This is a genomic window from Paraburkholderia sartisoli, from assembly GCF_900107685.1.
In the GTDB taxonomy this organism is placed as follows: Bacteria; Pseudomonadota; Gammaproteobacteria; order Burkholderiales; family Burkholderiaceae; genus Paraburkholderia; species Paraburkholderia sartisoli.
On the sequence record NZ_FNRQ01000001.1, the window covers coordinates 486,674 to 498,911 of the forward strand.

At 65.2% G+C, this 12,238-nt stretch carries 11 protein-coding genes; 5 read left to right on the top strand and 6 right to left on the bottom strand.

From position 1 onward, the window contains the following. Positions 1-133 precede the first annotated feature (133 nt). Positions 134-1,513, top strand: a complete 1,380-nt coding sequence (gene xseA, locus BLV45_RS02215) for an exodeoxyribonuclease VII large subunit (RefSeq protein WP_090530972.1) — start codon at positions 134-136, stop codon at positions 1,511-1,513. 183 nt (positions 1,514-1,696) lie between these two features. Then, the gene (sodB, locus tag BLV45_RS02220) at positions 1,697-2,275 is read left to right on the top strand and encodes a superoxide dismutase [Fe] (protein ID WP_090528335.1); all 579 of its coding nucleotides are present in this window, start codon (positions 1,697-1,699) and stop codon (positions 2,273-2,275) included. Between the two features lie 150 nt (positions 2,276-2,425). Here sodB and BLV45_RS02225 read toward each other — a convergent pair whose 3' ends face one another. Continuing rightward, entirely contained in the window at positions 2,426-3,190 is a 765-nt protein-coding gene (locus BLV45_RS02225) for an SDR family oxidoreductase (protein ID WP_090528338.1), read from the bottom strand. A 233-nt stretch (positions 3,191-3,423) separates the two neighbouring features. Here BLV45_RS02225 and BLV45_RS02230 point away from each other — a divergent pair, with 233 nt between their 5' ends. Beyond that, complete coding sequence (locus BLV45_RS02230) at positions 3,424-4,227, top strand: alpha/beta fold hydrolase (protein WP_090528342.1); 804 nt, start codon at positions 3,424-3,426, stop codon at positions 4,225-4,227. Positions 4,228-4,407: 180 nt separating this feature from the next. Here BLV45_RS02230 and clpP read toward each other — a convergent pair whose 3' ends face one another. Continuing rightward, positions 4,408-5,058, bottom strand: a complete 651-nt coding sequence (clpP, locus tag BLV45_RS02235) for an ATP-dependent Clp endopeptidase proteolytic subunit ClpP (RefSeq protein WP_090528345.1) — start codon at positions 5,056-5,058, stop codon at positions 4,408-4,410. A 207-nt stretch (positions 5,059-5,265) separates the two neighbouring features. Between clpP and BLV45_RS02240 the strand changes: the two genes are divergently transcribed. Then, positions 5,266-6,213 (top strand): sigma-70 family RNA polymerase sigma factor, encoded by a 948-nt coding sequence (locus tag BLV45_RS02240; protein WP_090528349.1) that lies wholly within the window; start codon positions 5,266-5,268, stop codon positions 6,211-6,213. Positions 6,214-6,251: 38 nt separating this feature from the next. Here BLV45_RS02240 and BLV45_RS02245 read toward each other — a convergent pair whose 3' ends face one another. From BLV45_RS02245 to BLV45_RS02255, 3 genes are all read right to left on the bottom strand, one after another. Continuing rightward, complete coding sequence (locus BLV45_RS02245) at positions 6,252-7,526, bottom strand: EAL domain-containing protein (protein ID WP_090528352.1); 1,275 nt, start codon at positions 7,524-7,526, stop codon at positions 6,252-6,254. A gap of 264 nt (positions 7,527-7,790) precedes the next feature. Beyond that, the gene (mdtD, locus tag BLV45_RS02250) at positions 7,791-9,227 is read right to left on the bottom strand and encodes a multidrug transporter subunit MdtD (RefSeq protein WP_090528355.1); all 1,437 of its coding nucleotides are present in this window, start codon (positions 9,225-9,227) and stop codon (positions 7,791-7,793) included. 178 nt (positions 9,228-9,405) lie between these two features. Further along, complete coding sequence (locus BLV45_RS02255; RefSeq protein WP_090528358.1) at positions 9,406-10,812, bottom strand: aminotransferase-like domain-containing protein; 1,407 nt, start codon at positions 10,810-10,812, stop codon at positions 9,406-9,408. A gap of 156 nt (positions 10,813-10,968) precedes the next feature. On the opposite strand from BLV45_RS02255, the gene BLV45_RS02260 reads away from it, so the two are divergent. Further along, positions 10,969-11,304, top strand: coding sequence for a DUF2917 domain-containing protein (locus BLV45_RS02260; protein WP_090528361.1), 336 nt, complete (start codon positions 10,969-10,971; stop codon positions 11,302-11,304). 159 nt (positions 11,305-11,463) lie between these two features. On the opposite strand, the gene BLV45_RS02265 is transcribed toward BLV45_RS02260, so the two are convergent. After that, on the bottom strand, positions 11,464-12,210 hold the full coding sequence (locus BLV45_RS02265; protein WP_090528364.1) for a GntR family transcriptional regulator: 747 nt from the start codon (positions 12,208-12,210) through the stop codon (positions 11,464-11,466). Positions 12,211-12,238 lie beyond the last annotated feature (28 nt).

Here is a 12,238-nt window from a genome sequence, read left to right on the forward strand (position 1 = left end):
CGCGGGGAGTCTGCCAGACGCGGGCGCACGATAGTGCGCCAATGTGGACACTTCCCACATTTTGCACAGTGCGCTGGACGCGAGTGGCCAGTCGGTCTATCGTCTGTCCGGCCTGTCAACACTCATTCCTCGCATGAATCCCGAAAGTCCTTTTGCATCGTCGTCACAGCCTGGCGGCGAGGTCGTCGTGCCGGTATCGGCGCTCAATCGTGCGATCGGCACGATGCTCGAACGCTCGTTTCCGCTCGTCTGGGTAGCCGGCGAAGTGTCCAATTTCACGCGCGCGGCCAGCGGTCACTGGTACTTTTCGATCAAGGACGCGCAGGCGCAGATGCGCTGCGTGATGTTCCGCGGCCGCGCGCAGCATGCCGAATTCACGCCGCGCGAGGGCGACCGCATCGAAGTGCGCGCGCTCGTGACGATGTACGAGCCGCGCGGCGAGCTGCAACTGAACGTCGAAGCGGTGCGGCGTACCGGCCAGGGTCGTCTGTACGAAGCGTTCCTGAAGCTGAAGGCGCAGCTCGAAGCCGAGGGGCTTTTCGCGCCCGAACGCAAGCGCGCGCTGCCGCCGCATCCGCGCGCGATCGGCATCGTCACGTCATTGCAGGCTGCCGCGTTGCGCGACGTGCTGACGACGCTTCAGCGCCGCGCGCCGCATATTCCGGTGATCGTCTATCCGGCGCCCGTGCAGGGCGCGGGCGTCAGCGCGAAACTCGCGGCGATGGTCGAGACCGCGAACGCACGGCGCGAAGTCGACGTGCTGATCGTGTGTCGCGGCGGCGGCTCGATCGAAGACCTGTGGGCGTTCAACGAAGAAGTGCTCGCGCGCGCGATCGCTGAAAGCGCGGTGCCGGTGGTGAGCGGCGTGGGTCACGAAACCGACTTCACGATCGCCGATTTCGCGGCCGACGTGCGTGCGCCCACGCCGACGGGCGCCGCCGAACTCGTCAGCCCGCAGCGTGCGTTGCTGCTGCGCGATCTCGATCACCGTCACGCCACGCTCGCCCGCGGCTTCGGCCGCATGATGGAGCGCCGCGCGCAGCAACTCGACTGGCTCGCGCGCCGTCTCGTCTCGCCCGCTGAAAGGCTCGCGCGGCAACGCATGCATCTGCATCAGCTTTCCGTGCGGCTGGCCTCCGCGGGTGCGCGGCCGGTGCGTGACGCACGCGGGCGCTTCTCGCTCCTGCAGATGCGCTGGCAGCGCTGGCGTCCCGATCTCGCCGCACATCATGCGAAGGTGACCGGGCTCGCTGAACGGCTCGAACGCGCGCAGCAGCGTCTGCACGAACGGCAGTCGGCGCGCGTCGCGACGCTCGGCGCGCGGCTCGAGGTGCTGAGCCCGCAACGCACGCTCGAGCGCGGCTACGCGGCATTGCTCGATGCGCAGAACGGTCGTGCGCTGCGCGCGCCGGCGGCCCTGAAACCCGGCCGGCGGCTCATCGTGCATCTCGCCGAAGGTTCCGCGGACATCGCGCTTTCCGATGTGCAGCCGCGTCTTACGGAAGGCTTCTGATTCCGTATTTTTGACCTCGTCACGCGCGTTGCACGAGCATGTTTTACGCTGCCTCTGCTGCGTGTTCACGCGATTTTCGCCATAAAGACCGGCGGTTTGCACGGTTATTCCTGGTCGCCTACAATCGAGTGCTCTACAGCGTTATCCGCAGACTCCCCATAACACGATACAAGGAACGCAATCATGGAACATACGCTCCCGCCGCTGCCGTTCGCGAAGAACGCGCTCGCCCCGAACATGTCGGAAGAGACGCTCGAATTTCACTACGGCAAGCATCATCAGACCTATGTGACCAACCTGAACAAGCTGATCCCGGGTACCGAGTTCGAGAACCTGTCGCTGGAAGACATCGTCAAGAAGTCGTCGGGTGGCGTGTTCAACAACGCAGCGCAAATCTGGAATCACACGTTCTTCTGGAACAGCCTGTCGCCGCAAGGTGGCGGCGCGCCGACCGGCAAGCTCGCTGACGCGATCAACGCGAAGTGGGGTTCCTACGACAAGTTCAAGGAAGAATTCACGAAGGTCGCAGTCGGCACGTTCGGTTCGGGCTGGGCATGGCTCGTGAAGAAAGCCGACGGCTCACTCGACCTGGTGTCGACCAGCAACGCCGCAACGCCGCTCACCACGGACGCAAAGCCGCTGCTCACGATCGACGTGTGGGAACACGCGTACTACATCGACTATCGCAATGCGCGTCCGAAGTTTGTCGAAGCGTACTGGAACATCGTGAACTGGGAATTCGCTGCGAAGAATTTCGCGTAAGCACACGATGTAGCGGTAGTGCTGTAATAAAGTCTGGAAATGGTATCGAAACCGAAAGCCCTCCTTCGTGAGGGCTTTCGGTTTTTTGTCTTCTGGTCGTGCTGGCGCGTAGCCCGGGATCACTGATTCACTGCTGAACCGGAAATGGAATTAGCCACGTCCGACAAAAGGCATGTTGCTGGCCATCACCGTCATGTTCAGGACGTTGGCGCTCAGGGGCAGGCTCGCGATGTAACGGACCGCGTCGGCGACATGCTTCACGTCGACCATCGGTTCCGGTGCGGTCGTTCCATTGGCCTGCAGTACGCCACGCGTCATGCGCTCGGACAGTTCGGTCAGCGCATTGCCAATGTCGATCTGGCTGCAGACGATGTTGAACGCGCGGCCGTCGAGCGCGATACTTTTCGTGAGACCCAGCACCGCATGCTTGCTGGCCGTATAGGGAGACGTAAAAGGACGGGGCGTATGCGCCGAAATCGAACCGTTGTTGATGATCCGTCCGCCCTGGGGCGATTGCCGTCTCATCAGTCCAAAGGCAGCGCGCGCGCACAGGAAGACCCCGGTCACGTTGGTATTGATGAGGTTGGTCCAGGTTTCGACCGGCAACTCGTCCATCGGTACAGCGGGCGCATTGACCCCTGCATTGTTGAACAGAACGTCGAGTCGGCCGTACGTGCGCTCGATCGTGTCGAAAAGCGCATCGACGCTCGACGGATCGCGAACGTCGGTCACGACGGCCAGCGCTTCCTGGCCCGCTGCTTTTGCTGTCTCGACAAGCGCGGCAAGCGGCTCGATACGGCGGCCTGCCAGTACGACGCAAAACCCGTCTGCAAGCAGTGCGTTCGCGGTGGCCCGGCCAATGCCGCTGCCTGCGCCGGTGACAAGCGCGATTTTCCTCGTGGTCGAAACTGTCATTGTTTTATCTCCGTCAATTGAGTTGATCGATAACGCGCTGCTGAAGGGTATGGTGTCAATGTTGCGCCCACAAGTTGTGGTTGTGGACGCAGGCCTGCGCTCATTGAGTCACGACTGCCAGCGGCATACCGAGCGTTGAGTGACAGGCTACCCGCGGTTGTCGGGCGGCAAGCACGTTTGCCAGACCGGTGGCATCCTTCTGAAACGTCCACCCTGGAGTGAGTTCGACACGCATGGAATTCGACGACGACCTCAAGCACTTCGAAGCCCACGGCGCGGCGCCGCTACCTGTCAACGGTGAGCAGGGCACCGTGGACAACGACGGCGCCCGCATATGGTACGCAACATACGGTGCCGGCGCGCCGGTGATCCTGCTGCACGGCGGCCTTGGTCATGGCGGCAACTGGGGCTATCAGGTGCCCGCGCTGGTGAGCGCCGGCCGTCGTGTCGTCGTGATCGACAGCCGTGGTCACGGACGCAGCACGCGCGATGCGAAGCCCTACCTGTACGAACGGATGGCGACCGACGTGCTCGCCGTCATGGACGCATTGCAGCTCGAAAAAGCCGCCTTGGCGGGATGGAGCGACGGTGCGTGTACTGCGTTGATTCTCGGCATGCAGGCGCCCGAACGGGTGGCGGGCGTGTTTTTCTTCGGCTGCAACATGGACCCCAGCGGGACGAAGGAATTCGTGCCCACGCCCGTGATCGACCGATGTTTCAGCCGGCATCGCAAGGACTATGCACACCTCTCGTCGACACCCGATGCGTTCGATGCGTTTGTCGGCGCGGTGAGCGAAATGATGCGCACGCAACCGAACTATGCAGCGGACGATCTCGCGAAAATTCGCGTTCCGGTCACGATCGTGCAAAGCGAAAACGATGAGTTCATCAAGCCGGAACACGCTGAATATCTGGCGCGCAGCATTCCCGGCGCGGAACGGGTGATCCTGCCCGGCGTGAGCCATTTCGCGCCGCTGCAAAGGCCGGATCTCTTCAACGACGCAGTACTGACGTTCGTCGACAAGGTGTTTTCATAACGCGTGTGGGCCTCTCGCCGCACGCGTAAAAAAGCGGGCGGCACCTGCGTGTCGCCCGTCGGCTTTTCGTTCGCGCGCTGCTTTACGGCGCGCGCTGACCAGACAGCGACTTCGCAAGGTCGCTTTCCGTATTCATCAGCCCAGGCGCGCAGACCTTCACCCGCGCTTCGCGGTCACCTGTCACATGTCGTTGCGCTTCGCCTCGTCGGACAGCGCGGTGCGCGTCGTCAGCACGTCGTCGATCAGGCCGTAGCGTTGCGCGCTTTCGGCGGACATGAAGTTGTCGCGATCGGTGTCCTTTTCGATCTGCGCGACGCTTTGGCCGGTGCGCTCCGCCATCATCGCGTTAAGACGCTCGCGCAGATACACCACTTCCCTTGCCTGAATCTCGACGTCAGCGGCGGTGCCCTGACTGCCGCCCGACGGCTGGTGAATCATGATGCGCGCGTTCGGCAGCGCGTAGCGCTTGCCGCGCGCACCGGCGGCGAGCAGAAACGTCCCCATGCTGGCCGCGAAGCCGGTACACAACGTCGACACGTCGGGCTTGATGAACTGCATCGTGTCGTAGACCGCGAGACCGTCGTACACGGAGCCGCCCGGCGAGTTGATGTAAAACGAAATATCCTTGTCAGGGTTCTCGGATTCGAGAAACAGCAACTGCGCGATGATCAGGCTCGCCGACTGTTCGGTCACGGGCCCGACCAGAAACACGATCCTCTCGCGCAGAAGCCGGGAATAGATGTCGTACGCGCGTTCGCCGCGGCCGGACTGTTCGATGACGGTTGGCACGAGGCCCAGACCGGAAAACGATGGGGGAGGCGGGTATGACATGGGTTCCTCTTGCGGTGGGGGACGAAAACGGCGCCAGGCTGGCCTGCTACGCCGCACGTTGTCTCGAAGACGCAGGAGCCGCGCGGCGCGTGACAGAATTTATTTTTGCCGGGCGCTGTCACACTTTCGCCGGCTGGTTCGTCCAGCAAGACCGGGCGCGCATTTCACGCGCCGAAGTGTTTTCACCACGATGACGGAGCATCACGCATGACCCAGGACGAAATCGACAAGGTCGCGACGTTCGCGGCATCCCGTGGAAAACTGATGTCGCTCGCGTACCGGATGCTCGGCAGTCGCGCGGAAGCGGAGGACGTCGTGCAGGACGCGTGGCTCAAGTGGCATCTCGCCGACGCCAGCACTGTTCTCACGCCCGCGGCGTGGCTCACCACCCTCACCGTGCGGCTTGCGATCGATCGCCTGCGGCATCTGCGCATGGAGCGCCAGTCGCGGGCGGCGGGCTGGCTGCCGGAGCCGTGGCTCGACGGTATCGCGCCTTCGGCGGAAGAGGAGGCGCTGCGCGCGTCGGCGATGTCGTATGGGCTGCTGTTGCTGCTGGAGCGGCTCACGCCCGACGAGCGCGCGGCCTTCGTGTTGCACGAAGCGTTCGATTGCGACTACGCGGACATTGCGCAGACGATCGGCAAGTCGGTGGCGAACTGCCGGCAGATCGTCCATCGCGCGAAAACGCGGTTGCAGCGCGCAGGCGACGGACGTCGCGCAGGCGGCAAGCCGGAGCCAACCGTCGATCCGTCCGCGCATGCACGGGTGGTCGAGCGGTTGCGCGCGGCCATCGAGGCACAGGATCGCGCGCAGTTGCTGTGCCTCTTCGCGGAAGATGCAGTCGTGCTGGGCGACGCGGAAGAGGTCGACGCGGGCGCGGCAATCGCGTCGGCGCGCTGGGTGGATCAGGTGTCGTCATCCGTACACACGGCCGAGGCCGTGACGATCAACGGCAGGGCAGGCGTCGCGCTGCTGTCGCCGGAGGGCGAGATCACCGGGCTGCTGGACGTCGTGGGCGTACGCGACGGACGCATCGTGCGGCTTGGCGTCGTGTCGTCGGCGGGGAGTCTTCGGGCGGTGAACGCGGCGTGGGGCGCGCGCGCGGTGATGCGTCTTCTGAGGCGCATCGGCCGCGCTGAACCGGTGATGTGCTGATCGAGCGGCGGCTGCATGCTGCAGCCGCGCCGCATCGCTTAATTGCGGTGCGCGGCGACTTCCCAGTTGATGTCGACGCACAGCACCTGCAGCCCGCTCGCCGTTTGGGCGGCAATCGAAGCCGTGACGCACAGGTGCGCCTCGTTGATCGACAGATACGGCGGCGTCAGCTGGACCTGGCCCGGTTCGCGGACCGCCGCGATGAAATAGGGCCGGCGCTCCCAGCTTGCGCCCTCGGAATGCAGCAGCGGACGGAAGCGCTTCGCGCGCTGCGAGGCGCGTCCCGGCGGCAAGACGTTGTCGCCGATCTGGCGGCCCGACGCATCGAGCAGGAAGCAGCGTGCGGTTTCGCCGAGCGCGAGCAGCGGCGCTGTTGCGTGGGTGACCGTTTCGCCCGCGGAAAGCTGGGCGCTGGCCGCTTCGAGCGCCTTGACGTACGGCGCGAGGCGCGCAACCTGCGCATGCTCGCGCGCCGCAACACGTTCGCGCAACGCGGCCGAGAGCGCATCCATCAGGCCGGCCGTGGCTTGCGGCTTCACCGGATCGACGCTCGGGCCCGCGAAATACGCGCCCTGCACGAAATCGACGTTGCACTCGAGCGCGATCAGCGCGTCGCGTTCAGTGGAAAGGCCGCCCATCAGCACCAGCTGTCCGGACTCGTGCAGCATCGAGACGAGGCCCGGCAACACGCGTTCGATATGCGAATGCTCGCTCGCCTGCGCAAGAATGCAGCGGTCGAGCGTGACGATGTCGGGGTGCAGGTGCCACACGCGGTCGATGTTCGAGTGCTTCGCGCCGAAGCCATCCAGCGCGATCAGGAAGCCGGACTTGCGCAGCGCGTCGATGATCTCGGCGAAGCGCGTCGTCTCGCCGCCAGCCTGTTCCGACACTTCGAGCACCACGCGCTGCGGCGGCAGGCCGAGCGCCTTCAGCCCCGCGAGCAGGGCGTCGCCGTAGCTCGTGTCCATCAGCGCCGCGGGATGCAGGCTCAGGAAAAGCCACTCGTCGTGGCTGTCGAAGGCGTTGAAGTTGCCGAGATGCAGCGATTCGGCGAGCCGGCCAAGCTCCAGCAGATCGCCGCGCCGCGCCGCCTGCGTGAAGACCTCGTGCGAGGGCACGTGGCGCGCCTCTTCGTCGCGCGCGCGCAAGGACGCGTGATAACCGATCGCGCGACGGTGCGACACCGAAAACACCGGCTGGAACACGCTGAAGACGGTATAGGCCCCGTACAGGACGGTTCGACGCGCGCCTTCGTCGCCTGCCGTCGGACGCGGCGGCTGGAAGCCGGGGGGATCGAGGTCGATCATGCTCATCATATCGGTCGTGGGGTGATCAGCCGCTGCGCGCAGGCCGCCGAAAATGCAAGTTTACAGGATAGGGCAGCAAGAAGCATGCGCGTGGCGAAATCGCTGCCTGCGTGCGGCGCTATCCGTCAGGTGACGGCGCGGCTCGCACTTCGGCGCCGCTTCGCGCACAGCGGTGGTGCGCCTCGCGCCCCGCGGCGGGTAACGTCGTGCGAAGCGACGCGACCGGAGCGCGCGGTTTTCCGCGTCGCGCATGGGCGCGAAACCATGGCGTCAGGTGCGCTCGGACGGATCGGTTTTCTTCGCCGGCGTGCGGATTTCCGGCGCGAGTTGCGCGAAGATCCACGCCGAGCCCGCCGTGATAATGCCGACGCACAGGAACGTCGCGTGAAACGCCGGCAGCGAGCTGGCTTGCGTCACGCGCGGCAGCAGGCCGGTGAACGTCGCGAGCAGCGCACCGGCGATGGTGACGCCAAGGCTCATCGACAGCATCTGCACGAGTGAAAACAGGCTGTTGCCGCTGCTCGCGCCGCCCGTGCCGAGGTCTTTCAGCGTCAGCGTATTCATCGCGGTGAACTGCACGGAGTTCACGCCGCCGAAGAGCGCGAGCTGCACGAGCCGCAACCACAGCGGCTGGTTGACGCTCGTCAGCGAGAAGCTTGCCATCGCGAGACCGACGAGCACGGTGTTCGTCACCAGCACGCGACGGTAGCCGTATTTCGTGATGATCGACGTCACGATCCGTTTCGACGACATGCCCGCCGCCGCGACCGGCAGCATCATCAGACCGGCCTCGAACGCGCTGTAGCCAAGGCTCACCTGCAACAGCAGCGGAATCAGATACGGCATCGCGCCGCTGCCGATCCGCGCGAACAGGTTGCCGAGCAGGCCGACGCTGAACGTGTGGATTTTGAACAGATCGAGCGAGAAGATCGGTTGCGGCTCGCGCACCGCATGCAGCCCGTACGCGACAAAACACGCGAGGCTCAGAATCAGCAGCACGAGCACGGTGGCGTGCTGGATGCCGAACTCCGTGCGCCCGTCGAGCGCGAACGAAATCGCGACCATGCCAACGATCAGCAGCAGATACCCCTTCAGGTCGAATTTCGCGGTATCCGGGTTGCGGCTGTCCGGCATGGAGATGGCCGTCGCGATGCAGCCTGCAATGCCCACCGGCACGTTGATCAGAAAGATCCAGTGCCACGATGCGATTTTCACGAGCCAGCCGCCGAGCGTCGGGCCGATCAGCGGTCCGATCAAGCCCGGAATCGCGACGAAAGAAAGCGCCGGCAGATAGCGTTCGGCCGGAAACGTGCGCAACACGGCGAGCCGCCCGACGGGCAGCAGCATCGCGCCGCCGAAGCCCTGCACGACGCGGAACACCACCAGCTGGTTCAGCGTGTGCGCGTTCGCGCAAAGGAGCGAGCCGGCGGTGAACACGAAGATCGCGCTCATGAACACGCGGCGGGTGCCGAACCTGTCGGCAAGCCAGCCCGACACCGGAATCATGACCGCCATCGTCAGCGAATACGCGATCACCACCGACTGCATGCGCAGCGGCAGTTCGCCAAGGCTCGCCGCCATGGCGGGGAGCGCGGTGTTGACGATCGTCGCGTCGAGCGTCTGCATGAAAAACCCGATGGCGACCAGCCACAGCATGATCGTGAGGGTTTTCGGCGACGGGGCGGACGCGGTGTGGGCAATGGACATGAGGGCTGGCGGGCGCGCGTGTACGCGTGAAGAGGCTGGGCGAGGAGCGGCCATTCTACCGGCAGACGGGCCGGCGCCCGCAGTACGGCGGGCAAGGCCGGGGTGATCCTGCAGGCTCGCGGCACGTCGTGACGTGGCCGCGCGGGGCCGGCTGCCCCGTTGCGCGAGGGCTCGCGCGTCAGCCCGGCAGCGCGGCGGCGGCGTCGAAAAACGCCCGCGCGCGCGGGTCGTGCGTGAACGCGGCGTTCACGCGTATCCACGGGCTCGGCTCGGCGTTCGGGCGGAAGTAGGTCCCCGGCGCGACCGTCACGCCAAGCGGCGCGCCGCACTCGACGAGCCGTGCCGCATCCGCGACGTGCGGCACGCGCGCCCACACGAATTTGCCGCCCAGCGGCTTGTCGAACAGCTCCCAGCCGCTGTCTTCGAGCGTCTGCACCGTGAGCCCGAGCGCGTCGCGCATCCGGCGGCGCAGGCGCTCCAGATACTTGCGGTACATGCCGCGCTCCAGCAGCGCGACGGCCACCGCTTCGGCGAAACGCGAGCTGCCGATACTCGTCAGCATTTTCACGTCGGCGAGATCCTTGACGATCGTCGGGCTCGCGACGAGATAGCCGATCCGCAGCGAAGACGACAGCGTCTTCGACAACCCGCCCACGTACACCACGTGCTCCAGCTGGTCGAGCGTGGCGAGGCGGTCGGTCGGCTCGGGCTGGAAGTCCGCGTAGATGTCGTCCTCGATGATCGTGAACTGGTGCTCGCGCGCGAGTTGCAGCAGACGGAACGCGACGGGCGGCGCGATCGTCGTGCCGGTCGGGTTGTGGAACACCGTGTTGACGAAGAAGAGGCGCGGACGGTGTTCCTTGAGCATCGCCTGCATCACGTCGAGGTCGGGGCCGTTGCGCGTGCGCGGAATGCCGACGAGCCGCACGCCATGCATCTTCAGCAGGCCGTTCAGGTTGTAGTAGCCGGGATCCTCGACGAATACCGTGTCGCCGGCTTTCAGCAGGTAGCGCATCAGCATGTCGAGCGCCTGGCTCGCGCCGTTCGTGATCAGGACCTGCGACGCGTCCACCTGGATGCCGAGCTGCGCGATGCGCCCCTGCAGATGGTCGCGCAGTGTCGCGTTGCCAAGCGGCGTGGCGTAATCGATCAGGCTCGAACTGTCGACGCGCGACACGTGACGGACCGCCTGCGCGATGCTCTCCATGTCGCGCCACGCTTCGGGAATGAAGCCGCTGCCGAGCTTCAGCGATTCGCCCGGATGGTTGAACTGCTGGAGGATGTGATCCGACTCCTCGTCCGCGCGGCGCGGGTCGGACGTGCCCTGGCCCGCCAGCATCGCGCGCGAGCGTTCGGCGACGTAAAAGCCCGAGCCGTGCCGCGAATCGATGAAACCCAGCGACACGAGCCGGTCGTACGCCTCGATCACGGGGAAGCGACTGATCTGGTAATCGGCGGCGAACTGGCGGATCGACGGCAGTTTCGCGCCCGGATGCGCGACCCGCGAGCGGATCCACGTCTGCACGCCATTGACGATCTGCTCCGTGAGCGGCACGCCGTTGTCACGGTCGAGTTCGAGTTTCATACCACCTCATGGTCCGGTGTACGGTTCGGGTTAACCGCTACTGTTTGATTTTTCGACTGTACAGTTTCGATGAAACTGTCCGGAAGTGTGCATGGGGTTCCGGTCGCCGCGTCGCAATAATGACGCAACCACAAAGCCGTTTCAAGGAGCACTGCAATGCGCGAAATCCGTACCTTCGAACTGGAACATGACGAGCCGGCGGCCGCATGGCGCATCACTGAACCCCTCATCCTGAAGGTGATGGCGGGGCAGGTATGGCTCACGATCGATGGCGATCCGGAAGATTACTGGCTCGCTCCTGGCGCAACCTTCGAACTGCCGCGTGGCGCGCGCGCGTGGGTCAGCGCCGGGCCGGACAATGCGCGCGTCGCGCTGGCGGTTGCCGGCTGCACGCTGCGCGAGCGCATGTTCCCGGCGAACGCATCGCTGCTGTCCAGATTGTCCGGGCGCTCGCTGCGCGACTGGATGCCGCGCTGGTTCGCCACGGCCTGAACGTCGGCCGTTAGTCGTAAGCGGTGTGGGGAGGCGCAGGCCGGAACCAGGCAGGCGCCTTGTCGTTTTGCGATCAGGCAGGGCGTGTGGTCAACGCGCCCGCCCATGCCAGCTGACACCGATGAAGCGCGCCGGATATGACGCGCAACCTGGACGCGCCTACTTGCGAAGCTCGGCGACGAAGTCGTAGTAATCGTTGCGACAGTAGGTATCGGTGAGTTCGATCGCGCGCTGGTCGGCGGTGTAGCCGACGCGTGTGATCAACAGCAGCGCCTCGTTCGGCGCGATGCTCATCTGGTGCGCGATTTCCTCGCTGGCGTTGACCGCGCGGAAGTGCTGCAACGCGCGCACGATCGAGAGGCCGCGCTGTTCGAGGTAGCTATACAGCGAATCGCCGATCGCCTGCGGATCGGGAATCACCGACGAAGGAAACGTCGAATTTTCGACCGCCATCACGATGCCGTCCGCGAGCCGCAGACGTCGCAGGCGCGTCACGGCCGCCGCCGGCGATAATCCCAACTGGATCACCTCGTCGCGATTGGCGGGCTGGATCTCGCGCGAGATCCACTGCGAACTCGGCGTGAAGCCACGACGGCGCAGCATTTCGCTGAAGCTCGACAGACGCGACAGCGGATCTTCATAGCGCGGTGTGATGAAACTGCCCGCGCCCTGGGTGCGCCGGATCAATCCCTGTTCGACCAGCAGCGCGATCGCCTTGCGTGCCGTGATGCGCGAGACGCCCAGCGCGTCCGACAGCACGCGTTCGGAGGGCAGCGCTTCGCCGGCGTTCCAGCGGTTCTCGTGGATCGCGTGACCGAGTTTGCGGGCGAGCTGCAGGTAGAGCGGTGTGTCGTTTTCCGGGTCCGGGCGCAGGTTGCGCCAGCGGTCTTCCGAGGCAGAGTTCATGTGACGGACGCAAGAAGGGCAAGCGGCA

Excerpts from the sequence above, each read along its gene's own strand:
- BLV45_RS02260 (WP_090528361.1), top strand. The coding sequence starts at position 10,969 with ATGCGCGAAATCCGTACCTTCGAACTGGAACATGACGAGCCGGCGGCC.
- BLV45_RS02255 (WP_090528358.1), bottom strand. The coding sequence starts at position 10,812 with ATGAAACTCGAACTCGACCGTGACAACGGCGTGCCGCTCACGGAGCAG.
- mdtD (WP_090528355.1), bottom strand. The coding sequence starts at position 9,227 with ATGTCCATTGCCCACACCGCGTCCGCCCCGTCGCCGAAAACCCTCACG.
- sodB (WP_090528335.1), top strand. The coding sequence starts at position 1,697 with ATGGAACATACGCTCCCGCCGCTGCCGTTCGCGAAGAACGCGCTCGCC.
- BLV45_RS02245 (WP_090528352.1), bottom strand. The coding sequence starts at position 7,526 with ATGAGCATGATCGACCTCGATCCCCCCGGCTTCCAGCCGCCGCGTCCG.
- BLV45_RS02240 (WP_090528349.1), top strand. The coding sequence starts at position 5,266 with ATGACCCAGGACGAAATCGACAAGGTCGCGACGTTCGCGGCATCCCGT.
- BLV45_RS02230 (WP_090528342.1), top strand. The coding sequence starts at position 3,424 with ATGGAATTCGACGACGACCTCAAGCACTTCGAAGCCCACGGCGCGGCG.
- BLV45_RS02265 (WP_090528364.1), bottom strand. The coding sequence starts at position 12,210 with ATGAACTCTGCCTCGGAAGACCGCTGGCGCAACCTGCGCCCGGACCCG.
- BLV45_RS02225 (WP_090528338.1), bottom strand. The coding sequence starts at position 3,190 with ATGACAGTTTCGACCACGAGGAAAATCGCGCTTGTCACCGGCGCAGGC.
- xseA (WP_090530972.1), top strand. The coding sequence starts at position 134 with ATGAATCCCGAAAGTCCTTTTGCATCGTCGTCACAGCCTGGCGGCGAG.
- clpP (WP_090528345.1), bottom strand. The coding sequence starts at position 5,058 with ATGTCATACCCGCCTCCCCCATCGTTTTCCGGTCTGGGCCTCGTGCCA.